Below are 26,774 nucleotides of genomic sequence, written 5' to 3' on the forward strand. Positions count from 1 at the left end.
AGATAGGAGTGGGTTAATTTATGGATATTGCGACACTTATCGGTATTATTGCCGGAATTGCCGCAGTCATTAGCGGTTTTTTGTGGGAAGGCGGTCAATTGTCCGGTCTCATGCAAAAAACGGCTGCTTTAATTGTATTCGGTGGAACGATTGCTGCTGTGGTTGCCAGTTTCCCAGCGCATCGTCTGCGTACGATTCCAGCTGCCCTGCGTATGGCTTTTGGACGTAACAATAATGAATCAGACTTGTGGGTTGAAGAACTGGTCGAGATGTCTTCCATTGCGCGCCGTTCAGGTGTGCTTGCATTGGAACGCAAGGTTATGGATCATCCGCATCCATTTTTGCAAGACGGTATTCAGATGGTTGTCGATGGTACCGATCAGGATGTGGTTCGCCAGATCCTGGAGATGGAGATTGACTCAATTGAACAAAAACATGATGGATATGCCAAAATATTCGAATCCGCTGGTGGGTACGCACCAACCATGGGGATCATCGGAACCGTGATGGGACTTATTCAGGTACTTGGCAGTTTGACCGATCCAACCGGACTCGGACCTGCCATTGCTGTTGCCTTTACCGCAACCCTGTATGGGGTCGCCAGTGCCAATCTTATCTTTTTGCCCATTGCCTCCAAGATCAAATCCAGAGGTGCCGACGAAGTGCAGACCATGGAAATGCTTCTCGAAGGTGTCCTTGCCATTCAGAACGGTGAGAATCCCCAGCTTGTACGCAAAAGACTGGAGTCCTTCACCCTCACGCATCGTCAGCACATACGCCCTCTAGCAAAGGAGGGATTGGATGAGTCGGCGCAGTAAAAGGCGCGGAAAACGTGAAACTGTCGATCATCGGGATCGCTGGATGATTACTTATGCCGATCTCATTACCCTGCTTTTGATCTTTTTTGTCATCATGTACGCCATGAGCAATCTGGATTCCGGTAAATATGACGTCGTTACTCAATCCTTACAAAATACATTCAACGCGTCAGACTCTGTACTAGAGCTTGGTGAGGGGCTCGGTGAGAAACCGGGACAGACGATTATAGAGACCCCACCATCCGAGGTTCAGGGTGAAGGAACGCCTCCCGATTCCGGGACTGTTACGCCAGAAGATGACAACAAGCCTCTCACAGAGCGGGAAGAGCAATTTAGATCACAAGAGCAGGAACTGCAAAATCTGTTCAATGTGATTACCCAATATATCGAGGATAATAAACTGGAAAATCAGATTTTTGTTGCGGACAAGCCACAGGGCCTCTCCATTACCCTAAGTGATCGTTTCCTTTTTGACCAGGGACAGGCCGCTCTAAAGGATGGTGCAGCACCAACGCTTAGTAAGCTTGCCAGCCTGTTCCGTGATTTGAACACCGTTGTCAGCATTGAGGGTCACACCGATAATGTTCCTGTGGGGGCAAACTCCGCCTATACCGATAACTGGCAGCTTTCCGGGGAACGCGCACTGTCTGTATTGCGATTCTTTCTGGATACAGAGAAGCTCAACCCTGATGGCTTCCAATATGCCGGGTATGCAGATACCCGCCCAACGGGTGACAACACCACACCGACTGGCAGACAAAAGAACCGTCGAGTTGAAATTACTGTATTGCGCCAGCTCCAACCTTAATTTTCAACATTTCGCATAATGCATCAATACTTATAAGCAAAAAGAGCACGCTCTAACTGAATTCAATTCAGCAGAGCGTGCTTTCTTTTATGTCGTATTGCCTTATGCATCCACACCTGGCTGACTGGGACGTAGAATCGCTGAGCCTACGGTCAACAAAATGGCAGCCATTCCGAACAAAATCAATAGTGGCAGTGTAATATCCGATAACGTACCGCCAGCGGAGATCGTTTCCACCGCCTGAATCGCCCATTTCTGTGGAACAAAGTTGGCGAGCTTTTGCATGTAGTCAGGCATGAACGAGATCGGCCAGAAACAACCACCTATCATGCAAGTTGGCATAATAATAAGGGAATTCAACATATTCGCATTTTTTGAATTACGGATCAATCCTGCCACGGTACTTGCGATGCCCATGGAGACCAGCATGAACGCTGCCAAGATCATGAAATGAATTCCAAAAGGAATGCCGGCATCATAATGCAGTAGCCACCTGCTGACTCCCAAAACCAGAACAATCTGAATCATGCCAATGACAAAGCTACCCAGGAAATTGCCAAGCGCAATCTCATATGCACGAACGGGCGCCGTATATACCCTGGCCATCGTGCGTTTCCTGCGATCTTCCATGATCACAGCCACTGCACTGGTCAGCAGACCCATCATAAACATGATTGTAAATCCAGTCACATTGTTCAGGCCTGGCTTGGGATAGATCTGCAGATCAGTGACTTCACCAGCAACCTGTTGCTTGCCTATCTCCTGTAATAACAGTTCAAACGGCTTCTGTGTGCTCTCCACTATGTCAGGCTCACTTGAGACTCGACCTGCCGCCACCGTAACAGCTGAAGCAGATTGTTGCAATCCGCTCGTCAAACCTTCAACCGCCGCTCGTAGTGTATAGGAATCCTCGCTTATACGCAGTTCCACCAGTTGGATTTCGGTTGCCTTACCTTGTAAGAGATCCTCCGTATAATGTGCGGGAATGATGATGCCTGAACTTCCTTTTTGCTGAGCGATAACTTCCTTAACTTCTGCTTCGTTGTTCATTGGCTTGAGCAGATACTCCTCTTTGCCAGCAAGTTCGTGAATCATCCATGTCCCTGCTCCCCCTGTATCCTCATTGACATAGGGAATGACCGTCCGTGTACTCTGCTCACTTCCAAAAAGAGCAACTGCTCCCGTAACCACCAGGCAAGGCAGAAGCAGAAACGTAATGAAGCCCATTTTACGGCCAAGTGTACGTCTGATCATCAACCAGGCGATGTGTAGACTATTCATATCGGTATCCTGCCTTTCTATAGATCAATCCTGAGATAAACAGTAATACAGCACATACTACGCCTAGCATCAGAATGCTGTATACAATCTCTCCTACAGGTGCATCCAGCATCATTCTCAGAAAACTCTGGAGCGCCCAGTGGTTAACCGTAAATTCACTAATCCGTTGTACAAAATCAATCGGAATGGGCATGAATCCACCGCTAATGAATGTCATGGCAACGATGATACCTTGTAAGGTTGCACTGGCTGATGCTGTGCTTTTGCATACCAATGCGACAATCACGCCAAGGGTCATAGATGCCAATGTGATGAATACACAAGTCAGCACAATATACCAAGGATGGGTTCCCCAATCCACACCGTAGAGCCAATATGTCATAAGGATAATCGTCGTTGCTTGCAAGAAAGCGAGCAGACTATTGCCTAGAATTTTGCCAGCGAAAATAACCCCATTGCCTATAGGCGCAGCCTGAAGGCGAATTAATGTACTGTTATCACGCTCTCCAAAAAGGCTGGTACTGGTTGTCATACCTGAGTACAACATGAACATCGCCAGCATGGAAGCTGCATAGTATTGGGAGGCACTATAAGCCGTACCTGTCTTTCCAGGATTAGTGACAGCAATGGTGGTAGAATTCGCCGCACCAGACTCCGAGGAAGAGGTCATGGTAGCAATCACTTCCGGACCGAGGACTTTGGTGATCGCCATCTGTCGGTTCAATTCATCCGTAAAACGTGTGAACAACGTTTCACCCAACGTATTAAGTGTGTTGTCCTTTCCTCGAATCCACTGTAACCGGGCCTCTTTCCCCATCATCATGTTCTGCTCAAAATCCAAAGGAATCATTACAGCAAAGTCCAGCTTGCCGGTACGCAGCAAATGGACCGCCTCTTCTTCTGTCGTAAAGTTCTCCACCTTAACCATCTCAGTTACCGCCGGGGAATTCACGAATGTATCCAGTGCTTGATTAACCGTACTTGATGCTCCGCCTGATTCCGTACTCAAATGGATGATTCCCACACGTACAATATCTGGAATAACATCATCCGCCGTACCCATCGTACTGGAAAGCGCCGTGCCCAATATGAAAATCAATAATAACGGCAGAATGAACAGGTTCAACACTACAGATCGAATCTTAAGAATACGTCTCAATTCAAAGATGCAAATATGCCATATATTCATCTCGTGCTCCCCCTAGTCCCGAAGCGTACGCCCGGTCAGATTGAGGAACAACGTTTCCAGATCCGGCTCTTCCACCTTGAGCGAATGAATGGATACTTCATGTTTGCTGCAAATGAAGAGCAGATCCTGGAGATCCTGCTGTGCCGAAGGCAACGTAATGGTCAGTGTATTCTCTGATACGTCTACCATCCGTACGCGGGGGTGAAGTTTCAGTTCTTCCACGACGTCGGGACCGATACCGCAAGTGGAGAGCACTACTTTTTCCTCCGATGCTACCCGTTCTCTCAGCTCTGCTTCAGTCCCACAGGCAATGATTCGTCCCTGATCCATAATCGCAACCCGGTGACTAATCGCGGCTACTTCCTCCATGTAATGACTTGTATATATGATCGTTGAACCCATCTTATTGAGTGTGCGTACTGATTCAAGGATATGATTCCGGGATTGCGGATCAATGCCGACTGTCGGTTCATCCATAATAATTAGATCCGGACGATGTGTAATCGCACATGCGATGTTTAGCCTGCGTTTCATACCGCCGGAGAAGGTCGAGGGGGCATCCTTTGCTTTATCCTGCAACCCTACAAATTCAAGGGACTCCTGTACCCTCTCCTTAAGCAATTTTCCACGCAATCCATATAACCGGGCGAAAAAAGTCACATTCTCCGCAGCCGTCATCGTTTCGTATAAAGCCAGATCCTGCGGAACCAGTCCGATCTTACGCTTCACTTCAAGCGGTCGCTCCTTGACCGATATCCCATCTAATCTGATTTCACCCTGATCCATATTCAGGAGCCCTGCAATCATACTGATGGTGGTACTTTTCCCTGCTCCATTGGGACCGAGTAATCCAAAAATTTCGCCTTTGCCAACACTAAGGTTCAAGTGATCCACTGACAGCCTGCTACCGTATCGTTTTACGACATGATCCACTTCAAGTATGCCCATCCCTTTTACGCCCCTTTTCCGTTTCGGCCTTCGCCGCTGGATTTCATAATTTTATTGTAACGGATCGTAATCTGTAGCGAAGGTACGAAAAGTCATGAATCGAAGGTGACTTAAGTCATCTCCTGATTCGAATGCTGCTTATGGTATAATCAAGGGCGCATTACCGAGAGATTTTCTACTCCACTTTTATATAAAGGATGTCACAACCATATGCCGATGCGGTTTCTGCAATACGGGTTAATTATCGTTCCAGCAGTGCTGTACCTGTTGATGCTACCCTTGGAAAACGACGACGTCTACACCCTCTATATCATCATTGCACTTGGACTCTCCGTGTGGAAAGATTTCATCCGTTCAAGTGCACAGCAGTGGCTGTTGCTTCTGGCCCAAATATTCTGGAGCTGCTGGCTGATCGCTTTGTTTGGACCATTTATGTTTTTCCTCTCTTTATCGGTGCTCTACGTGTATATGTACAGACTGGAGGGGACCCAGCGGTGGTTGATGTTTGGAAGTCAGCTTGTGGCAAGCAATATCGCATTGCATTGGCATTATTCTACTCCACAGGCATTGCAACCATGGTTAACTACACAGTATACAAACGAGGCTACTCTATTCTCCGCAGAGACAACTGCGATGGTTCTTGGCAACCTGCTTCTGATCATCACAGCGGCTCTGTCCTGGCAGGGATCAAGATCGGCTAGCAGCCGAGGACAACTGGAACAAGTCTATGACGAGCTTCGCAGCAAACATTACGAGCTACAAGAAGCGCGTGCGCAGCTGCTGTTATTTACAAAGCAACTTGAAGGAGCGGCTCAGGCAGAGGAGCGCACCCGTATCTCAAGACAGCTTCATGACGATATCGGGCATCGACTGATTCGCACCAAAATGATGTCGGAAGCCGCCCTGCTGACTCTCCCCCTAGATCAGGAAAAGGGAACGGAAATGGTGAGACTGATTCGTGATCAATTGGCCACCAGTATGGATGATATGCGCAGCACACTGCATAAATTGCAGCCGGATTCCTATGTATCCAATGCCTACGCACTGGATCGTCTCCTTGAAGAAGTGGGCAGAGATACCGGTATGAAGACACATTATGAAGTTCATGGCCCATCTCATATGCTGTATCCCAGCATACAGATTGTTTTCTACAAAAATGCCAAAGAAGCCCTGACCAATGCGCTACGACACGGAAATGCTTCTTCGATCACAGTGGAGTTGGTATTCAGGGATCAGGAAGTCTCTATGAGCGTAAGTAATGATGGCAAAATCAATCCTCATTCCTCTAAGGGAAGTGGCATAGGACAGGAAGGCATGCGTCTACGCACACAAATGGTAGGAGGAGTCTTGGAGATTCAATCGGCTTTTCCGTATACGGTAATTACACGCATTCCAATAACGAACCAAATAGATATACTCTGAAAAAGGAAGTGAATGTTCTCATGTCCGAACAGAATGATGTAAATCAAAAAAGTGATACAGCTCACCCTCAACTTATTCGGCTGATTCTCGCAGACGATGATTACTTCATTCGTGAGAGCCTTAAAGTGCTGCTCGGACTGGGCTCCGGCATTCGTGTTACAGGCACAGCCTCAAATGGACAGGAAGCGCTGGCATTGCTTGAAGCAGGAACGCCTGCGGACGTGGTGTTGATGGATATTCGGATGCCGGAATGTGATGGAGTCGAAGGTACACAACTTATCAAGGCACGTTTTCCTGAAATCCAGGTGCTCATGCTGACTACGTTTGACGACGATGAGTATATTATTCAGGCATTGCAGAATGGCGCAAGTGGTTATTTGCTCAAAAACGTCCCCCCTGAGCGGATCATTCAAGGCATCAAGACCGTACATAATGGCGATATGTTAATCCATCCGGATATTGCTCGCAAGCTAACAGGACTCCTTCGTCCTGCTACAATTCCCCAGACACAGAATTCAATCGAAGCCTCTGGACTGACGCGTATGGAGCTGGCGGTTGCCGAAGCCATATCGGAGGGGCTATCCAATAAGGAAATTGCCGCCAAACTGTTCCTCAGCGAAGGCACGGTCAAAAACTACGTCACGGATATTCTCGGCAAGCTGAGCTTGCGTGATCGGACCCAAATCGCCATCTTTATGTTGAAAAAATAACAAAAAAGGTATTTCCTTTGCCTGTGACGGCGCTGAGAAATACCTTTTTTTCATTGCTTGATTATGCAAACATACTTCATCACGTATGCTAGTTACATCTCCACGGACCCTTTATCACTGGCCACAGGGGCTGGCGGTAACGCTAATGGGGCTTCGTCCCTTTGTGGTTTTTTCAAGCGGGCAAACAGTTTGAGATTAATGATATGGAACAGCGTCAGTGGACGTAAACGAATCGCCCATACCTCGTGATTGTCCGGTGCCATAATGACACCCAGCTGATGATGCTCCCCTTCATAAATCGCTCGTTGCATGAACTTGCTTTCTCCTTGGTGATTACGCACCTCAAGCTTGCAAAAAGCTGGATTCATCCGCAGAGCGCGATGCAATTCTTCCGGTGAATGAACCAACTTACCATTCACCTTGTACAACGTCTCTCCTGCTTCAATCCCCAAATCTGCAGCAGGACTCTCCGGAATAACAGCCAATACTTTCAACCCATGCTGCGGATGAACAAATACCGGACTGCGATTTTGCTCTTCAAACGCGCTGTACCATACCAGAAATTCATGTCCAATAAATGCAATCAGCGCAGCAACCAACATGAGCGGAGACCACCATGCAGCAAGTAAACTGAAGACAAGCAAGGTTGTCCCATAAAGCATCAACCGCTTGGATGTGATCTGCACCTTCTGTCCAGGAAGCATACTCTGCGTTATCTCACCAAATCCGAGCATGATGGGCAACGCAACCAGCATATAACTATGTCCTGCATTCATAAGTGGATTCCATGCCAGCTCCGCGCCACCTCCTGTGACGGGAACAAGAATCAGTAGGGGAATGGCCCAGAACTGTTGCAGTTGATATCCGCCAACCAGCTTCCCACGTTTTCCCTCGAAGAGAAGCGGTGATGCCATCGATACCCCCTGCATACGTACTAACAGGGCTTCACCCATATGTAGAAGGGCTGCCAAGACAAGCAATGCAGGCATATCCAGAGCACGTAGCGTCTCTGTGATACTGCCCATCCAACTGGATGGCTGCCAGCCTGAAGCCAGATTCAAACCAAATTGCAATACACCCAGTAATCCAGCTGCGTAAGCAAAGCACAGATACCGGATACGGAACAAGGATAGAACTAAGGTTGCAGCCCATATGCATATGAGACTTCCCAGCGTAAGATGTGCACCGAGAAATAGGGACACGATTGAGACAATGGTACCGATGAGTATGCCTCCGAGCACCGCACGAATCGTCTGTGTTATCGAGCTTTGCAAACGGACATGAAACAATTTACGCTCCTGTAGTAACTGACGATGATAGATCAGCGCAATCAGGATCACCGCAATATAATAAAACGGCTGAATAAACAACTGCAACAAAGCTTCTCCTAATGTAGTTAACCACGGCCATACCCATTCCATTGTGGTCGGTCACCCCTCTCCTTCAGCCGGTTCAGAAAAAAAGAAGGCTGAAAATCAGCCTTCTTTATGGCTTCGACACTGCGGACGAAATATCCTTTGAGACATTTTCGATCGCGCGTTTCAGCTGTGCATCATATTGAGGATTGGCAATGCGTTCAATCAGAGCCGCTTCCAGTGATTCAGCGGTTTTCTCATCAATCTGGCCTGTAGCCTGAATGCCTTTTTGCTTCTGGAATGCCTTGACCGCTTCTTCTGTCTGCTGGTCGTAGTATCCGTCCACACGATCCGGTTTGAAATCGAGTCCTCTCAGCATCGTCTGCGCACTTTTCACATCCGTGCTATTGCTGTCATATTTCAGTGGTAACTTCTCTTTATTAATCGGTGCCACCGAGAAATAATCCGGTTGGTCTACCGCAATATCCGGTTTGATTCCTTTTTCATGAATCCAGTCCCCGTTCGGAGTGAGCCACTTGGCAATGGTAATCTTCAGCAAGCTGCCGTCACCCATTTGTTTGTCATAACTCGTCTGTACGGTTCCTTTACCAAAGGAGTTTTCACCGATCAGCTTAGCGCCTGCTGACTGTTGCAATGCACCGGCCAAAATCTCCGAGGCACTTGCGCTACCTTTGTTCATCAGGACCGTGACTGGATAAGCTTTCGCTGATCCATTGGATTTACTTTGTTCCTTTTTGCCGTTCTTGTCTTCGACTTGCACAATAACCTTGCCTTTAGGAACAAATTGCTCAGCAATATCAATGACAACTTGCAGTACACCGCCTGGGTCATTCCGTACGTCGATGACCAGACCTTTCATGTTCTGCTTCTCAAGCTTCGCCAATTCTTCCTTAAAGCGATCGCCTGTATTGAGAGAGAATTGGGTAATGGCAATAACGCCAATTCCGCCATCCTCCATGTGAGCATATACGGTCTCCAGATCAATGTCGTCCCGTACAATAACAAATTCAATCAGTTCTGAAGATCCAGCACGTTTGACTTGTACCTTCGCTTCACTGCCCTTTGGACCTCTGATTTTGTTAACAGCCTTGTTCAGTTCCAAACCTTGCAGGGATTCACCGTTTACAGACATAATCATGTCTTTCGCACGAATACCCGCTTTCTCGGCAGGTGATCCTTTGATCGGGGAAACAACAACGACGTTTCCATCCTGCGAGGACACCTCTGCACCAATACCGGTAAATGAACCTTCGATCGACTCTTCAAACTGAGCAGCTGTTTCCTGCCCCATATAGTTGGAGTACGGATCACCAAGGGATTCCATCATGCCGTTGATCGCACCGTCAATCAATTTGGTCTGATCTACGTCTTTATAATAGTTGCTTGAGATCAAATCCATCGCGGTTTCAATCTTCTTCAAATCGTTCTTCTGCTGCGTATTGCCGGTTACACTGGCCAGCAAACCTTCACCCGGTGTGGCCTGGCTCGCTATTCCCGGATAAGTCATTAATACCAGGGTTAGTAAACTACCGCCAAGGAGACCCACAATGACAAGCAGTAGCGCCGATCTTTTCTTCATCATCCGTTTGTCACCGCCTTTAGTTTTGAAGCGTGTCAGATTCCATTGTTGCCAGAATCCATTCCCTAAACATGCCAGCTTAGTATATGTCTAGCTTGTACGGAATATGTTTTTTCCATTCGGTCTGTAGATGAGGAAATTACAAATAGTTCATTGGATTGACTGCTGTACCATTATCTCGTACTTCAAAGTGCAAGTGAGGTCCAGTAGAGTTTCCTGTATTTCCTGACTCAGCAATGGTATCACCTTTGCTCACGGTGTCGCCCTTGCTGACTTTAAATCCACCTTCGCGCAAGTGACCATATAACGTCCATAGTCCGCCACCATGGTCCACAATAACCGTATAGCCATAACCGCTATACCATTCAGCCATGATTACAATTCCGCCGGAGGCAGCATGTACAGAGGATCCCACAGGCACAGCGAAATCAACACCGTTATGCATCTTACCCACTACACCCGTAATTGGGTGGGTACGGGGACCGAATGGAGAAGAAATACGTCCGCCAGATACCGGTCTTGAGAAGATACCATTACCTGATGAATACGTGACCTCACTGCTGCTATCCGAGCTGACTCTGGTTGGCGTCTTGGCTGCTGCTTTCGCCCGAGCTGCTGCTGCGGCTTTTGCTTTGGCTGCGGCTGCTGCCTGTTGTTCACGCAATTTATTTTTCTCTTGTAGAAGTGCTGAACGTTTGCTGGCAATCTGCATCAATACATCTTCTTGCTCTTGTGTCAGCTCTTCTGATTCTTCAATCTTAGCATCATATGAAGCGAGAAGCACTTGCTTTTCCGCTTCTTTTTCATTCAATTGGGACTTGCGCTGTTTCTTCTGTGAATACAGGCTCTTGGCTTCTGCATATTGCACATCCAGTTCTGCCTTTTTGTCCACAACGAGTTGCTTGTCCGCTTTGTGCTCATCCAGCAGATGCTGATCCTGATCCACGATCGTTTTGAGTGAATCCGCACGAGTCAGAAAGTCAGTGAAGCTGGTGGAGGACAACAATACATCCAGATAGGATACAGCACCGTCCGTATACATCAGACGCACGCGTGACTCCAAAAGTTTCTCCCTTGCAACAATACGTTCTTCTGCCGCTTGCAGGTCTTTCTTGGTTGTACGGAGATCTTCTTCCGTGTTCTCGATCTGCAAGGATACGCTGGCCAGTTCATCACTAACGACATTGATCTGTTCCATAACAACCTTCAGATAAGCATTGGTTTTGTTCTTATAATGCTGGGCTTCCTTTTTGTTAGAAGCAGCTTTTTTCTGCTCCTGCTTGGCAGTAGCTGCCTTGTTCTCCAGTTGCTGAATCTGCTGGTCAATATCGCTGATGCTACTCTTGGCATATCCGTCAGAAGGTTGAAGCGTCATACCGGCCAATAACGTTAGGGCCAGCAGTGAAGCGGTTTTTTTCAAAATGATGATCCCCCATCCTATGATTTCACAAGAAAGCAACCTGCACAGGTGGTGAACAGCATGTTCTTTGCTTTCTTCCAACTTAAAAGACTCCGTCTTTCCTACATATCGTCAAACAGCGTCCATTAATGAACCTGCTTTACCATTCTTTTCGACATATTCTGCAATTCGATCGATCAAAACAAAATTAAACGTTGAGTGATTTGCGAATGGACAGTGTACTTCCCAAAATACCTACCAGCACACCGAGTCCGATCAACAGTGTTCCAAACAGCAACCAGATTTCGCCGAGCGGAATCAAGTTAAGCATCTGCATGAATACATCCTGACCAATCGTGTTCATCAACTGGCTGTATCCAAAGAACAGCACCCCAACCGTAATAACCGAGCCAATAAATCCAATGAGTGCACCTTCAATAAAGAAAGGCCAACGAATAAAGGTGTTGGTTGCGCCGACCAGCTTCATAATGCCGATCTCCCGGCGACGGGCCAGAATTGTTACGCGAATCGTATTCGAGATCAGGAACATGGACATCAGACCCAGTCCCCCGACAAAAATAAATCCGATATTACGGACCAGTTTCGTAAATTTGAACAACACTTCCACCGTTTCCTTGCCGTAGTTCACTTTCATGATCGGCTTCTCTGGGTGTTTTTCGTTCAGGGCTTCGATTTTTTGCGCCACAAAAGTGACGGTTTCCGGTTCAATGACCTCAACTTCAATGGTCTCCGGCAGTGGATTGTTGTCCACATCGAAACCGCTAAGCACATTATCTGCACTCTCCCCAAGACGTTCACGGAACTCCTGCAGTCCTTCTTCCTTAGAAACAAAACGAATCTCACTTACTTCAGGCATCGCGCTGATTTCTTGCTCCAGTGTGTTACGCAGGTTCTCGTCCACATTCAGTTCAAGGAACGCGCTAATCTCCACCTGGCTATCAACCTGATTCGCCATGGAGTTCACATTGAGCACCAGCAACATGAACACGCCAAGAATCAACAGCGACACAATGATGGACATGATGGAGGCTACAGACATCCAGCCGTTGCGGAATACGTTTTTGAATCCCTCCCGCAGATGGCGCAAGAGAGTACTAAAATTCATAACCGTATTCCCCTCTCATCTGATCCCGTACAATCTGTCCACGTTCAATGGCAATTACCCGTTTACGCATCGTGTTTACGATATCTTTGTTGTGAGTCGCCATAACAATGGTTGTTCCTCGGAAATTAATCTCATCCAGCAGTTGCATAATGCCCCAGGACGTCTCTGGATCGAGGTTCCCTGTAGGCTCATCCGCGATAATAACCGATGGGTTATTGACGATGGCCCGTGCAATGGCAATACGTTGCTGTTCCCCGCCTGAGAGCTGTGAAGGTTCACGATTTGCTTTGCTGCGCAGTCCCACCAAGTCGAGTACTTCCATGACTCGTTTCTTGATATGCCGCTTCGGCGCTTCGATAACTTCCATCGCAAATGCCACATTCTCAAATGCGGTCATCCGTGGCAGCAGACGAAAATCCTGGAACACCACGCCGATGTTACGACGTACATAAGGAATCTTTCTTGGCTTTAACTTACCAATATTAAATCCGTTAATGGATATTTGTCCTTTGGTCGGAACTTCTTCTCTGTACATCAATTTCATAAATGTCGATTTGCCTGCGCCGGACGGACCGACGATATAGACAAATTCATTGCGGTCGATCTTCACCGACACCCCTTGTAATGCGTGGGTCCCATTGGCGTAGGTCTTCCACACGTCCTGCATTTCTATCACATCATCACTTCCTGCTCGCATAGTTAGCCATTATCATTTCGACACAATCCCGGCATTTCCTTTAAAAAGACCTGAATTTCATCAGGAAAAAATCCACGTCATTCCTGTTTTGATGGTGAAGCATGGATTCATATGAAGTTTATTGTAACAAATTTGTTACCTATTGAGTACCCGAAAGTTTTCCTGCATTGGATCATATATATAGAAAGTGTTACAAAGTCGGGAACAACTGAAGTATAAAGGAGCGTACGGTTATGAAAAAAATACATCTGACGGTCATTGTTCTATTCTCCATCCTCTTGATCGGCTCCGCGTCCTATGGATTGTTGTATATGTACGTGAATCAGCCTGCCCTGCCCAAAGACGTTCATGTTGGCGGCATACCGGTGGAAGAGAAGAACCATAAGGATGTACTGCATGAACTGGAGGAGAAGATCAAAAAGCTCGAGGACTGGCCTGTCACTCTTGAGTTGACCGAACCTGACCCCAAGACGATGACGTACAGCACAGCTCAGGTGGGTGTAAACTACAACGTTAACGGCTTCAAGTCCGCTATAAAAGAGCTTGAGGAAGGAGATATATGGGAACGCGCTTATGCACGTTATCATTTTCCGAAAGAGTTCTCTCTGGATATGAGTTACGATTTACGACCACTCCAAGAACACCTCAGCCCTGCCTGGGAAAAAGAAACCTTCGGTACACCTGCGAACGCTGTTCGCCGCATTACCGTAAGTGACAAAGTCCAGTATATCCCGGAAAAAGGCGTCCGCCGGATTGATTGGGATACACTCACAAATCTCATTCAAACCAAGCTGAAACGGGATTTCAATGTACTGAACCCGGATGAGAAACCCGCCCCATTGCTGATCCAGATACCACTGTATACGCTGAAACCAAAAGTAACCCTTGATTCGCTGCGTGAGGAAGGTATTGACCGGAAGATCATCCAGTTCTCTACGGGTCTTGGCAATAGTAGTGAAGGCCGGATACATAATGTCAGCGCAGCGGCGGAAGCGATTAATGGTATGATTTTGCCACCGAATGCCGTGTTCGATTATGAGAAGGTCGTCCGTAAAGCGGAGAAAGATTACGGGTTTCGTGAGGCCCCAGTCATTGTAAACGGAAGACTGACGCCAGGAATTGGCGGGGGAATCTGTCAAGTGTCCAGTACGGTGTATAACGCAGCGCTGTTGACCGGCCTAGACATTATTGAGCGTCGCAACCATTCCCTGCCGGTCAAATATTTGCCGAAAGGACTGGATGCTACCTTTGCCTCAGGCGCCATCAACTTTCGTTTTAAAAACAATACAGGAAAATCCTTACTCATTCATGCAGAGGTGAAGAACCATCAATTGATGGTGAAATTTTTCGGCACATTCCCGGAGAATGTCAGCTATGCACTTGAATCTCGCACCATTGAAACATTAAGTGTTCCGGTAAAGTATGTGTCCAGTACTGTACTGCCTGATGGTGCACAGCAGGTGCTGCAAGACGGACAGCCTGGATATATTGTGGAGACGGTAAGAACCAAGAGGCTGGACGGTAAAGTGGTCGAATCCAAAACGATTACAAGGGACACGTACAAAGCTCAGAATCGCCTGATTGCCCGCTCCGGTCATAGCAGCCTGCCTGACCCACAAGGGCCTTCTGTGGTCGAGGACGGGATTAGCGATACGAAACAGCCTTAGGCTCCTTTTCTGAAGCAGCCAAAAGAGTTCAATCCGTAATTCATGCATTCTAGGATAAACTGATCCTACGAAAACAAAAAGACACACTTCATGTCCCTTTTGGGGATAAGCGAGAAGTGTGTCTCTACATTTTCAAGATAAGTTATTCGAGTTTTATCAAGCTACAATCAGCTTTACTACCGTAACTTACAGTTTACTGCACAACGGATTAGTGACCGCCAGTGTATTCGCCTTGCTCTTCGCCTACGACCATCTTCTCTTTTCCCATGAAGAAGGAAGCGACCAACGCGAGTGCAGCCGGAATTACAGCCCAGGCAAATAACTGCACGATGGAAGAGGACAGGGCATGTGTGATGGTATCCAGCACCTGAGGCGGAATCGCCTGTCTGAGTTCTGGTGAGAGCAGCGCATGTGGATCGGTCAGATCCACTCCCTGCGGCACGCCACCCGCAGAAGCACCGCCTGCTTCCGCAGCTGAACCAGCGAGAGCATCATTCATTTTACGCGTAAATACCTGGCTCTGTACGATACCAAAGATCGTAATGCCCATCGTCATACCGAGGGACCGCAAAAAGTTAAGTGTGGAGCTTGCTGCTCCGCGTCTTTGCGGTTCAAATGCGTTCATGGCTGCATTGCTAAGTACGGAGAACGAAGCACCGACACCCAGACCAACCATCACCATGTAGATACGTATCGTCCAAAGGGATGAATTCTCATCCAGTGTAGTCAACAATCCAAGTCCAATGACAAGCAAGGCTAACGTAGGAATCATGATATTACGATACTTGATTTTGGTCATCAACACCCCGCCCAAGGACGCCGTCACAACGGACCCAAGCATCATGGGCAGCAGCACAAGACCGGAGTTGGTCGCTTTACCACCGAGTACCCCCTGTATGAAGATCGGAATGTACACGGATGCTGTAATGAACGCCGCACCACTGAACATACCAATAACGTTACTGGACCAGTAGACCCGGTTGCGGAACATGCCGAAGGAGATGATTGGTTCCTTGGCTTTCGTTTCCGCGTACAGGAACAGCAGCGCTAGTGCTACAAATCCGGCAAACAAGCCGACAATCTGCCAGGAACCCCATGCAAACGTTTTGCCGCCCAGTTCCAGACCGAAGATCAGACACACAACTGCACCGATTAGCGTTACAGCACCCAGCCAGTCGATCTGTTGGGATTGATGCTGATGGGATTCTTTATAAAAGAACGCAATAAACACAAATGCAATCAAGCCGAGCGGCAGGTTGATATAAAATACCCATTCCCATGTCGCATACTGTGTAATGTAAGCACCGAGCAGTGGTCCAAATACACTGGACAAGCCGAAGACGGCTCCAAACAATCCGCCCAGTTTACCGCGTGATTCTGGTGCAACCACATCAAACATGATCGTAAACGCAATCGGCACCAGGGCCCCCGCACCAATACCTTGAATCGCTCTGTACATCGTCAATTCCACAATAGACGTTGCCGTTCCGCACAGTGCTGAGCCAAGCATAAACACAATAATACCAAACACAAAAAACTTCTTCCGTCCATACATATCCGATAGCTTACCGAAGATCGGCATCCCCGCCATCTCAGCCACCATGTACGCGGAGGTCACCCAGACGAACTTGTCGAGCCCACCCAGCTTCCCGACAATATCCCCCATAGCTGTTGCCACGATGGTATTATCCATCGAAGCCATTAATATGCTCAGCAGTAACCCTGCCAGCACCAATCCAATACTGTTTTTACGTGCAACCATAGTACTCAATCTCTCCATTCACGCTCTATTCATATGACTGCATTAGTATATCCGAAAAGAAGTCTGCGTTAATCAGTCCAAGGACCGATTGCTTTGCAGCAAAACTTCCGATTGCGGATGAATTTGCAGAGATGAACGGTATTCCACTGTACCAATCCGGCAGCCAGGACCAATTTTTATTTTATCGCCACGGACAATCTCGGCCTCCGTATTCTCTAATTCAATATCATCACCTTCGATAATCCGTGTCTTGAGAATCGACTTACTCCCCGTAAACAAGTCATTCAACCGGCCACTCTTCACAGAGATGATGGAACCGCCCATTTCCTTGACCTCGGATGGACCCATGATTTTGAGTATCATCTGTTCAGCGCTAAGCATGCCCGCTATCGTCAAACGCCCGTTCAGCCTGATATTTTCCGCCTGACAATCCCCTGACAGATGAAGTTCACCTACCACTTTTATATGCTCAGCTTTGACATGCAAGCCAGAAGTCTGGATTCCATCCTCACCATCGCTGCTGGCGGCTCGTTCTGTCAGGGTAAGGGTTCCGGTAATTTTAATATCTGTGGATTCAAGCGATCCGTATATGACCGATGTACCCGTACATTTGAATCGATCACAAGATAGATTGTCGTTAAAGGACGCGTCCCCTACGACCTTGATCTTGCCGTACACGCCACCAGAAGAACTGCCATCACCAACGATGCTGATATCCATTTTTTTGTCCAATGAACGCCCAGTATTGTTATTCATGCATTCCCATCCCTTTCTATGCATATCGAAACTTTAAATTCGCTGACTGCTGCCCACCTTGGCATCCTGATCTACCTCAAGTTCACCTGAATACTCGACCAGCCTGATGTTACAGCCACGACCAATATGAATGTTGCTGCCCCGCACAATATCAGCTTCGGTATCTTCCAGTACAATCTCATCCCCCTCAATCAAGGATGTCTTAAATGAAGGAGTTCCGCCGAGACCAATACTTTTCCAAAAGCCATTCTGCTGTTCCTTGCGACGAATATCGATACGCTCTCCGCCAATCTCTTTAGCTGAAGATGATGTGTGAAGCCGGATCTCCACTGTTCCCGCATTCAGAAAGCCGCTGATTTTAATATTGCCCTGTACATTAAGAGTCTCACATTGCACATCGCCTTCAATATCGATCACGCCGCCAATATCAATTCGTTCCCCATCCACTCTTCCACGTACGGTACACTTCCCGTTCACTTCAAGTTCAGGGCTATGGAGATTTCCGTTAATCGTCGTCATGCCATCCACCCGAACACGAGAACTGGTCAGAGGTCCATTCAACGTGCACATGCCGTTAATCGCTGCACTCTCGGAGGTCAAAGCGCCGTGCATCTTCAATGTTCCATTCACTTCCATAGAGGTGCAGTCCAGGTTGCCGTTCACCTTAGCCATGCCATCAATAGATACACGGTGAAAATTCCCGCCTGCCGTCTGACTTATGCCCGCCACATTCAGATCATTCCGCTTATTCCGCTCTTCCATAGATGATCCTCTCCTTAACCCAATTTGAGTTTTAATTCTTCCATAAATGTTCCCATCGGCTGCCTAAGAACCACCTTCACACCATTGTCAAAATAAAACTCCGTTCCTGCTGTCACCAGCATGAATGATGGGACACCCATCTTACGAATAAGCACGAGTTCGCTCGGTCTTCCTGTAAAACGATAATAATGTTCGGACATCACATCGATTAGCAATGCACCCTCTTGCCGCGTAATATCTCCGCTCATCAATAGCTCATCTAGAACATACAGCATCATAATCTGCTCCAAAGCATACAGTGGTTGTTCTCGACCTGCTTCTTTCAACAAGTCCAGTGATATTTGTGAAACAATGTTTCGCTCCAAAAGCTGTTGCTCAGACATCTCCACTTCACCCAACGTAGGTGAGAATACGTCTGCCAGCTCATCCAACGACAATCCGTCTTTCATATTGAGAATCTTGTCAATGCGCAGTAGTATCTGTTGTTTTGGAAAAAAGGTCTCTTGTCCGGTGTAGGACGACTTCCGTATGAACCATTCCTCCGGAATGAGATTTTTCCGCTTCCAGCGGTATAACTGGCCATACGAGATACCTGTCAGGTCCAGCAATTCTTTTTTGGAGATCAAATCATCCGTCATATATGGTCCCCCTTTATATTGAAATCAGTGTAACATAACATTGTTACGTTGTAAAACGTTTGTTATTGCATTGATTTGGCATTGGGTATAACCTGTTAAATATGAACTTATGAAAGGGGTTTCTTATACTCATGGCACTAATTAAATGTGATTTTTACTCCGATACACTCGGACTAAGCACCAGCATGCATGTCATTCTGCCGCAACAAACCCACAATCAGATCGGTATGGATAATGTAACCGGCAAGGGACTGCACCCAACCCTATATCTGTTACACGGTCTGTCTGACGATGACTCCATCTGGCTGCGCCGCACATCGATCGAACGTTATGTAGCTAACCTTGGGATCGCCGTTGTTATGCCACAGGTTCACCGTAGCTTCTATACGGATATGGCAGAAGGCGGACAATACTGGACGTTCATCAGTGAGGAACTGCCAGCACTCGCTCGCTCTTTCTTCCCGCTGTCAGATAAACGGGAGGACAACTTCGTTGCCGGATTATCTATGGGTGGCTATGGGGCGTTCAAGCTGGCCCTTCGTAAACCAGATCAATATGCGGCTGCTGCCAGTTTGTCTGGAGCACTCGATATGTCTGCACATATGGATAGAAACGCATCCTCAGCATTACAACAGACGGAGTTACAACGTATTTTCGGACCAGAGGTGGCAGGCACTGAGAATGATCTGATCCATCTGTTAAAAGAAAATCAATCTAGCGAAAGTCCTCGACCTTTGCTCTACCAATGCTGCGGAACGGAAGATTTCCTGTATGAGGATAATCAAACCTTCCGGCATGCCTGTGAACAAACGAACTTCGAATTGACGTACGAGGAAGGGCCTGGTGAACATGAGTGGGGTTATTGGGATGCGAAGATTCAGGATGTATTGAAATGGTTGCCTTTGCCCAAGCGGGACTAGGTGAAGTATTGGGAGCTACTAAGGATTATGAAGGCTGATACTCCGAGGACAGAACAACCTTCCTTCCGTTCGCGGTTGAGTAGAATCTACCTAAATCGCTGTAATACACAAAGAAGCAGGCCGTTGAGAACAAAGTTCTCTGGCCTGCTTCTTTGTTGTACTGTTGTATCTGTAAGGGTACCTTATAGTAGCGGTGGTATTAACCGCGGTTCGTAATCCATTGCTCGGTGATCTCTAGTACCTTCTCACTGCGTCCGATGGCTTCAGCGACTTGACCCGAAGCAGTTCCGCCGTAAACATTACGAGCGTTCACTACCGCTTCCGGTTGAAGCACGTCATAGATCCGGTCATCGAACAGTGGTGAGAACTGACGGAATTCTTCAATCGTTAGATCCAGCAAATACTTGCTGTTCTGGATGCAGTACAGCACCGTTTTACCAATCACTTCATGCGCCTGACGGAAAGGCAAGCCTTCGCCTACGAGGAAGTCGGCAATATCCGTAGCGTTGGAGAAATCCTGGTTGACCGCTTGACGCATCCGATCCTTGTTCACTGTCATTGTCGCGATCATTGGAGCAAACAGTTGCAGTGCACCCTCCAGCGTTGCTACCGTGTCGAACATGCCTTCTTTGTCTTCCTGCATGTCTTTGTTATATGCCAGTGGAAGAGATTTTAGTACCGTCAGCAAACCGATCAGGTTGCCGTACACACGTCCTGTTTTACCACGAACGAGTTCAGGAACGTCCGGATTTTTCTTCTGAGGCATGATGCTGCTGCCTGTGCAGAACGCATCGTCCAGTTCAACGAAACCAAACTCCGTGCTGCTCCACAATACCAGTTCTTCACTTAGACGGGACAAGTGAGTCATGATCAGCGAAGCGGTTGCCAGGAACTCAACGATGAAGTCACGGTCGCTTACTGCGTCCAGACTGTTCTCGTACACACCATCGAAGCCCAGTTGTTCCGCCACAAAATGACGATCAATCGGGAATGTTGTGCCTGCAAGTGCACCTGCGCCCAGTGGAAGGATGTTAATGCGTTTGTAGCTGTCCATCAGACGCTCTGCATCCCGTTGGAACATAGATACATACGCCATCAGGTGATGAGCGAACAGAATCGGCTGTGCCCGTTGAAGATGCGTATAACCTGGTACAATCGTATCGAGGTTATCTTTCGCTTGTCCAATCAGTGCTTCCTGCAAGGAATGCAGCATGCCTACAAATCCAACCACGCGCTCACGCAGGTACAAGTGCATATCTGTTGCAACTTGATCGTTCCGGCTACGGCCTGTATGTAATTTACCGCCTACAGGACCAATCGTCTCAATCAGGTTTTTCTCAATATTCATGTGGATGTCTTCGTCCGATACGGAGAATTCCACTTCGCCTGCACGGATTTTGTGCAGAACGGTGATCAGACCCTCTTTGATGGTCTCTACATCTTCCGCCGGAAGAATGCCGCATTTGCCCAGCATCGTCACATGGGCCAGACTGCCCTGAATGTCTTCCTCTGCCAAAGCTTTGTCAAAATTGATCGATGCCGTATATTCCTCAACCAAATGATTGGTTTGTTTTGTAAAACGTCCTCCCCACAGCTTGCTCACGGTGAGTACTCCCCTTTCGCTCATGGACAAAGCCGCTCCTGCCAGATGTGCAAGAACGGCCTGCCTTGTCATGTATATTGATGTAGCTCTATTGTGCAGGTTGAAATTAGTTTTTGTTTTGCTCCACACCGGAGTTTACTTTCAAACGTAGTGCATTCAGGCGGATAAAGCCTGTTGCATCACCTTGATCGTAGGCTTGCGTTGGATCAGCTTCCATCGTAGCGATGTCCGGATTGTAGAGGCTGACAGGGCTTTTCACGCCTGCGCCGATGATGTTGCCTTTATACAATTTCACACGAACGGTACCTGTTACATTTTTTTGGCTTTCAGTCACCAGCGCTTGCAATGCAAGACGCTCTGGTGCGAACCAGAAACCGTTGTATACCAGTGTGCTGTAACGTGTGATCAGGCTATCACGCAGGTTCATCACTTCACGGTCCATCGTGATGGACTCCATTTTGCGATGTGCTGTGAACAGGATTGTTCCACCTGGTGTTTCGTACACACCACGGCTCTTCATCCCAACAAAACGGTTTTCGACCATATCTACACGGCCAATACCATGTTTGCCACCCAGTTCATTCAGTTGCTCCATCACTTGCAGTGGGCTCAAGCGCTCACCGTTCAATGCAACACAGTCACCTTGTTCGAATTCCAGTTCAACATATTCCGCTTGATCTGGTGCATCTTCAGGTGCACTGCTCAGCAGGAACATGTCTTTGTTCTCGTCCGCACTTGGATCGAACCAAGGATCTTCGAGCACACCGCTCTCATAGCTGATATGCAACAGGTTACGGTCTGTCGAGTACGGTTTAGCCGCAGATGCGGTTACCGGAATACCATGTTTCTCAGCGTATGCAATCATCTCAGCACGTCCTGGGAACTGGTTACGGAATTCTTCCAGACGCCAAGGTGCAATTACGTTAATGTCTGGTGTCAGCGCAGCCGCGTTCAGTTCAAAGCGAACTTGGTCATTACCTTTACCTGTAGCGCCGTGAGCGATGGCTGTTGCGCCTTCTGCACGAGCGATATCCACCATACGTTTAGCGATCAGTGGACGAGCGATACTTGTGCCGAGCAGGTATTGTCCTTCATAGAGGGCACCTGCCTGGAACATCGGATAGATGAAATCTTTGGCGAATTCATCGCGCAGATCGTCGATGTATACTTTGGAAGCGCCTGTTGCCAGTGCTTTTTCCTCCAAGCCGTCCAATTCATCCTTTTGTCCGATATCGGCTGTGAAGGCGATAATCTCAGCATCGTACGTTTCTTTCAACCATTTCAAAATTACAGATGTGTCCAACCCGCCTGAATACGCGAGTACAATTTTTTCCTTAGCCATGTTCAATGGTCCTCCCCAAGATCAGTTGCTATAAACTTTTATCTATCATCGCGAAATCTGCGCCTAAAATCAACCCATAAAGACAAACAGCATCTATTCGCTCATTAACGCAGCCATTAATGCCTTCTGTGCATGCAAGCGATTCTCCGCCTGATCAAAGATCAGGGAGTTCGGGCCGTCAATTACACCGGCACTCACTTCTTCGCCGCGGTGTGCTGGCAGACAGTGCAAGAACATGTAGTCTGGCTTCGCGCCTTTCATCAGTTCCTCGTCCACTTGATATGCGGCAAATGCCTGCTCACGAATCTTCTGTTCTTCTTCAAAGCCCATACTCGCCCATACATCCGTGTACACGATATCTGCATCTTTGGCTGCTTCTTGTGCACTGTAAGTTACAGTCACTTCAGAACCGCTCTCCTGTGCAATGATGCGTGCCTGCTCCACAACTGCACTATCCGGCTCATAGCCTTCTGGCGTTGCTACAGCAACATGCATACCCATCTTCGCTGCACCGAGCATCAAGGAGTGCGCCATATTGTTGCCATCTCCGATGTAGGCCATTTTCAGACCTGCCAGCTTGCCTTTGTGCTCCAGCACCGTTTGGAAGTCTGCCAGTACCTGGCAAGGATGCGCCGCATCGCTCAGGCCGTTAATGACCGGAACATCCGCATGCTCTGCCAGTTCAGTTACATTATGGTGTCCAAAGGTACGGATCATGATGCCATCCAGGTAGCGGGACAATACTTTGGCTGTATCATGTGTTGTTTCCCCGCGACCTAACTGGATATCATTTTTGCTCAGGAAAAGTGCATGCCCGCCCAATTGGAACATGCCGACTTCAAAGGATACACGTGTACGTGTGGATGATTTTTCAAAAATAAGTCCGATCGTTTTGCCTTTCAACGGTTGAAAGGACACCCCGCTTTTTTGCTTGCCTTTAATCTCAATCGCAAGATCAAGCAGATAACGAATCTCCTCTGCTGTGTAGTCCGTGAATTCGATAAAATCCCGGCCTCTCAGATCAATCTTCTGAATCTTTTCCGTCTGTTGTGCTGTCATCTATAATGTCCTCCTTATTTCCGGTTCCCTGCACCCGCATGGGCAGAAGAGAGAGCAACGTTAACACTTTTTTTCTGGATGCTTCTCGAGTTTATCCATTCCCACCTTCTGCAAGTTCACCGCGCGGCTACAGGGATTCATCATCTCGTTCTGCTTCGAGGCCGGTAGGCCCCGATACAGAAAGGTTCTCTATTTTTATATTAGGCTTTCGCCGCTACGTGCTCTTCGATCAATGTCGCTACTAGGGATACTGCCTCGTCGATCTCTTCTTTGCTCACATACAGGTTCGGAAGCAAACGAATCACATTCGGTCCTGCAGAGACGAACAAGATACCGCGTTTTTGCCCAGCAAGCACAATATCGCCTACCGGCTCAGCACATTCGATACCGACTAACAATCCCAAACCACGTACTTCCTTCACAAAGGAATTGCCGGCCAAACGATCCCGCAGGGAGCTCATTAGGTAGTCGCCCATCTCCGCTGCACGCTCTGGCAAACGATCTTCCAGCATCGTTTCGATTGTTGCTATCACAACGGATGAAGCCAGTGGTGTTCCACCAAATGTTGTCGCATGGCTACCTGGCGTGAACGCATCCCGCAGGAAACCTTTACCCAACATCGCGCCTACAGGGAAACCACTGCCGATTCCTTTGGCAACGGTGAACACGTCTGGCTCAATGCCATAATGTTCGTGCGCAAACAATTTACCCGTACGTCCCATTCCCGTTTGAACTTCATCAACAATGAGCAACAATCCATGCTCGTCACACAATTTCCGTACATGTTTGACGAATTCCAGCTCAACTGGATATACACCACCCTCGGCCTGAACCATTTCCAGCATAATAGCTGCTGTGTTGGGTCCAATTGCCGCTTCAAGGGCAGGGATATCATGCAAAGGTACAGTTACAAATCCGGCTGGCAATGGTAAAAATCCTTCTTTCACCTTATCCTGTCCGGTTGCTGTCAGCGTTGCGAGCGTCCGTCCATGGAAGGACTGGGCAAATGTGATTACTTCATAGCGATCTGTGCCTTTCACCTTTTGGTGATAACGACGTGCAACTTTGATAGCTGCTTCATTCGCTTCGGCACCACTGTTACAGAAGAACACCGCGTCAGCGCATGTATTGGCTGTCAACAATGCTGCTGCTTTCTCCTGGCCCGGAATCTGGAACAGGTTGGACACATGCCACAACTCATCAATCTGAGCTTTCAGCTTGGCTCCAACTTTCTCCGGTGCATGGCCCAGACTAGTTACAGCGAGTCCGCACATGAAATCGAGATAACGGTTACCCTGATCATCCCATAACCAGCTGCCTTTACCTTTGACCAGACTGATTGGATAACGCGCATACGTTTGGAAAAGCGAGCTTTCCGTCTGTGCCGCTGCACCTGTTGCTGTAGCGCCCGCTACTGCTGTGCCAGAACCTGGCTGTTCGTTGCCTTTTGCCATGACCATATCACTCCTTATTGGTTGGTGCACGCCTAAGGTGAATAAAACATAACACTAAACCTCTTCGAATGCAGTCCATCTTCCGAACGTATGCATACTTCCACTTCGATGACAGAACAACCTTCCGATCGCTGTTATCCCCGGATTTCTTTGATTAATTGTTTAAAGGTGGAAATCCGGGGATAAAGGCGCACGCTTCGCTTCTTCAGGTTATTTCTGTCCTCTCCGTTCTTGCGTCTTTTCTTCAGATTGGTCTGCACTCTTCCGTTATCGCGTTATGCCCAGATTCACAAAAAAATCGTGCACATATTTTTATATATAATATAAGGCTATTAAGACCCTAGCGCATCGAGAGCAAATTATTGCATACGGATGATTCTTGTTCCGATGATTTCTCCGCCTAGCACTCGGCTCAGGATTTGGGGTTCGCTGCCGTCTACGATGACGACCTCACGTACTTGACCATGGATACAAGCGATTGCTGCACGTACCTTGGGAATCATGCCGCCGTAGATTTCTCCGGTTTGGATCATATCCTCGATCTCCTGTACAGATACGGATGGCAATACTTTTTTCTCGCCGCCTACGTTTTTCATGATGCCTGGAACGTCGGTCACGACAATCATCCGACTTACGCCAAGATGAGACGCCACTGCACCCGCAGCTGTATCTGCGTTGATGTTGTAACGTTGTCCGGTTGCATCTACACCAACTGGTGCGATAACCGGCATGTAACCCATGTTCACGAAGCCTTGGATAATCTCTGCATTCACGCTAGTAACATCGCCTACCCAACCGATCTCTGCGTGGTTTGTAACAGGTTTAGCCTGAATCAGACCCCCGTCCACACCAGACAAGCCCAGTGCACGACCACCCACACGTTGAATCAAGCGCACGATCTGTTTGTTGATACTGCCCGCAAGCACCATCTCCACTACGTCCAGCACAGGTTCAGTCGTTTTGCGTAGGCCGTTAACGAATTCGGTTTCGATACCGAGCTTCGCCAGGTTATCCGAGATGGCAGGACCCCCACCATGCACGATTACAGGCTGTGTACCCTGAGACTGCAAATCACGCAGATCCGCAAAGAAAGACTCGGGCAACGCTGCCAGCGTGCTGCCTCCACATTTCATAACAAACGTTTGTTTCTCAGTACCTGCTTCCGTTGCGGTACTCTCATTTGGCAATGTTGAATTCATGAGGGCAAGCTCCTTTCATAGTAAAAATTACATTCAAAAAAATATAACACTTTTATAAGGCGACAAAGGCTGGTAGGAGGCCATTCCGAATTCGGATTGTTCTTTCGATCGCTGTTGTCTCCAGGTTTCTTGAATTATCCCTATATAGGGGAACACCCGGAGACAAAGGCGACCGCTCCGCTTCTGCAGAATCAATTCCGTCTTCTCCATTACTATCGCTATATGTCCAACACCAAACAACAAGTTTAAATTTCATTGA

23 protein-coding genes are annotated in these 26,774 nt (G+C 47.8%); 6 read left to right on the forward strand and 17 right to left on the reverse strand.

Going from position 1 to position 26,774, the window contains the following annotated elements:
- The first annotated feature begins 20 nt into the window (after positions 1-20).
- Both MHI06_RS26475 and MHI06_RS26480 read left to right on the forward strand, forming a co-directional pair.
- A complete protein-coding gene (locus MHI06_RS26475; protein ID WP_340399583.1) occupies positions 21-818 on the forward strand; it encodes a flagellar motor protein in 798 nt (265 codons plus the stop codon).
- Complete coding sequence (locus MHI06_RS26480; protein WP_340399584.1) at positions 802-1,626, forward strand: flagellar motor protein MotB; 825 nt, start codon at positions 802-804, stop codon at positions 1,624-1,626. Before MHI06_RS26475 ends, MHI06_RS26480 begins: the two co-directional genes overlap by 17 nt.
- A 102-nt stretch (positions 1,627-1,728) precedes the next feature.
- Here the strand turns inward: MHI06_RS26480 and MHI06_RS26485 are convergent, their stop codons facing one another.
- The 3 genes from MHI06_RS26485 to MHI06_RS26495 are packed head-to-tail and all read right to left on the reverse strand — an operon-like array spanning position 1,729 to position 5,044.
- Entirely contained in the window at positions 1,729-2,907 is a 1,179-nt protein-coding gene (locus tag MHI06_RS26485; RefSeq protein WP_340399586.1) for an ABC transporter permease, read from the reverse strand.
- The gene (locus MHI06_RS26490; RefSeq protein WP_340399587.1) at positions 2,900-4,096 is read right to left on the reverse strand and encodes an ABC transporter permease; all 1,197 of its coding nucleotides are present in this window, start codon (positions 4,094-4,096) and stop codon (positions 2,900-2,902) included. Before MHI06_RS26490 ends, MHI06_RS26485 begins: the two co-directional genes overlap by 8 nt.
- Positions 4,097-4,108: 12 nt before the next feature.
- Positions 4,109-5,044 (reverse strand): ABC transporter ATP-binding protein, encoded by a 936-nt coding sequence (locus tag MHI06_RS26495; RefSeq protein WP_340399588.1) that lies wholly within the window; start codon positions 5,042-5,044, stop codon positions 4,109-4,111.
- Positions 5,045-5,254: 210 nt separating this feature from the next.
- On the opposite strand from MHI06_RS26495, the gene MHI06_RS26500 reads away from it, so the two are divergent.
- Both MHI06_RS26500 and MHI06_RS26505 read left to right on the forward strand, forming a co-directional pair.
- Entirely contained in the window at positions 5,255-6,466 is a 1,212-nt protein-coding gene (locus MHI06_RS26500) for a sensor histidine kinase (protein WP_340399589.1), read from the forward strand.
- 20 nt (positions 6,467-6,486) lie between these two features.
- Complete coding sequence (locus tag MHI06_RS26505; RefSeq protein WP_340399590.1) at positions 6,487-7,176, forward strand: response regulator transcription factor; 690 nt, start codon at positions 6,487-6,489, stop codon at positions 7,174-7,176.
- Positions 7,177-7,268: 92 nt separating this feature from the next.
- On the opposite strand, the gene MHI06_RS26510 is transcribed toward MHI06_RS26505, so the two are convergent.
- From MHI06_RS26510 to ftsE, 5 genes are all read right to left on the reverse strand, one after another.
- Positions 7,269-8,597 carry a PDZ domain-containing protein gene (locus tag MHI06_RS26510; RefSeq protein ID WP_340399591.1) on the reverse strand — a complete coding sequence of 443 codons (1,329 nt, stop codon included), beginning with the start codon at positions 8,595-8,597 and terminating at the stop codon, positions 7,269-7,271.
- Between the two features lie 64 nt (positions 8,598-8,661).
- On the reverse strand, positions 8,662-10,134 hold the full coding sequence (locus MHI06_RS26515; protein ID WP_169479724.1) for a S41 family peptidase: 1,473 nt from the start codon (positions 10,132-10,134) through the stop codon (positions 8,662-8,664).
- 136 nt (positions 10,135-10,270) lie between these two features.
- Complete coding sequence (locus MHI06_RS26520) at positions 10,271-11,551, reverse strand: M23 family metallopeptidase (RefSeq protein WP_169479725.1); 1,281 nt, start codon at positions 11,549-11,551, stop codon at positions 10,271-10,273.
- 187 nt (positions 11,552-11,738) lie between these two features.
- Positions 11,739-12,656, reverse strand: a complete 918-nt coding sequence (ftsX, locus tag MHI06_RS26525; RefSeq protein WP_169479726.1) for a permease-like cell division protein FtsX — start codon at positions 12,654-12,656, stop codon at positions 11,739-11,741.
- Entirely contained in the window at positions 12,646-13,332 is a 687-nt protein-coding gene (gene ftsE / locus MHI06_RS26530) for a cell division ATP-binding protein FtsE (RefSeq protein ID WP_024631580.1), read from the reverse strand. Before ftsE ends, ftsX begins: the two co-directional genes overlap by 11 nt.
- Before the next feature lie 254 nt (positions 13,333-13,586).
- On the opposite strand from ftsE, the gene MHI06_RS26535 reads away from it, so the two are divergent.
- Entirely contained in the window at positions 13,587-15,020 is a 1,434-nt protein-coding gene (locus MHI06_RS26535; protein ID WP_340399592.1) for a VanW family protein, read from the forward strand.
- Positions 15,021-15,228: 208 nt separating this feature from the next.
- On the opposite strand, the gene MHI06_RS26540 is transcribed toward MHI06_RS26535, so the two are convergent.
- The 4 genes from MHI06_RS26540 to MHI06_RS26555 all read right to left on the reverse strand — a co-directional run bounded on the left by MHI06_RS26540 (position 15,229) and on the right by MHI06_RS26555 (position 18,938).
- On the reverse strand, positions 15,229-16,782 hold the full coding sequence (locus tag MHI06_RS26540) for an MDR family MFS transporter (RefSeq protein ID WP_340399593.1): 1,554 nt from the start codon (positions 16,780-16,782) through the stop codon (positions 15,229-15,231).
- Positions 16,783-16,854: 72 nt separating this feature from the next.
- Positions 16,855-17,538, reverse strand: a complete 684-nt coding sequence (locus tag MHI06_RS26545; RefSeq protein WP_340399594.1) for a hypothetical protein — start codon at positions 17,536-17,538, stop codon at positions 16,855-16,857.
- A 33-nt stretch (positions 17,539-17,571) separates the two neighbouring features.
- The gene (locus MHI06_RS26550) at positions 17,572-18,300 is read right to left on the reverse strand and encodes a polymer-forming cytoskeletal protein (RefSeq protein WP_340399595.1); all 729 of its coding nucleotides are present in this window, start codon (positions 18,298-18,300) and stop codon (positions 17,572-17,574) included.
- A 14-nt stretch (positions 18,301-18,314) separates the two neighbouring features.
- Positions 18,315-18,938 (reverse strand): YhbD family protein, encoded by a 624-nt coding sequence (locus tag MHI06_RS26555; protein WP_340399596.1) that lies wholly within the window; start codon positions 18,936-18,938, stop codon positions 18,315-18,317.
- 131 nt (positions 18,939-19,069) lie between these two features.
- Here MHI06_RS26555 and MHI06_RS26560 point away from each other — a divergent pair, with 131 nt between their 5' ends.
- Positions 19,070-19,858 (forward strand): alpha/beta hydrolase family protein, encoded by a 789-nt coding sequence (locus MHI06_RS26560; RefSeq protein ID WP_340399597.1) that lies wholly within the window; start codon positions 19,070-19,072, stop codon positions 19,856-19,858.
- Between the two features lie 199 nt (positions 19,859-20,057).
- Here the strand turns inward: MHI06_RS26560 and argH are convergent, their stop codons facing one another.
- The 5 genes from argH to argB all read right to left on the reverse strand — a co-directional run bounded on the left by argH (position 20,058) and on the right by argB (position 26,515).
- Entirely contained in the window at positions 20,058-21,461 is a 1,404-nt protein-coding gene (gene argH, locus MHI06_RS26565; protein WP_340402188.1) for an argininosuccinate lyase, read from the reverse strand.
- A gap of 106 nt (positions 21,462-21,567) precedes the next feature.
- Positions 21,568-22,803 (reverse strand): argininosuccinate synthase, encoded by a 1,236-nt coding sequence (locus tag MHI06_RS26570; RefSeq protein WP_017692004.1) that lies wholly within the window; start codon positions 22,801-22,803, stop codon positions 21,568-21,570.
- A gap of 93 nt (positions 22,804-22,896) precedes the next feature.
- Positions 22,897-23,862 (reverse strand): ornithine carbamoyltransferase, encoded by a 966-nt coding sequence (argF, locus tag MHI06_RS26575; protein ID WP_340399598.1) that lies wholly within the window; start codon positions 23,860-23,862, stop codon positions 22,897-22,899.
- A gap of 200 nt (positions 23,863-24,062) precedes the next feature.
- Positions 24,063-25,316: an aspartate aminotransferase family protein gene (locus tag MHI06_RS26580; RefSeq protein WP_340399599.1), complete on the reverse strand. Its 1,254-nt coding sequence runs from the start codon at positions 25,314-25,316 to the stop codon at positions 24,063-24,065.
- 359 nt (positions 25,317-25,675) lie between these two features.
- Positions 25,676-26,515 carry an acetylglutamate kinase gene (argB, locus tag MHI06_RS26585; protein WP_340399600.1) on the reverse strand — a complete coding sequence of 280 codons (840 nt, stop codon included), beginning with the start codon at positions 26,513-26,515 and terminating at the stop codon, positions 25,676-25,678.
- Between the last annotated feature and the right edge of the window lie 259 nt (positions 26,516-26,774).

The organism is Paenibacillus sp. FSL H8-0079 (assembly GCF_037991315.1).
In the GTDB taxonomy this organism is placed as follows: domain Bacteria; phylum Bacillota; class Bacilli; order Paenibacillales; family Paenibacillaceae; genus Paenibacillus.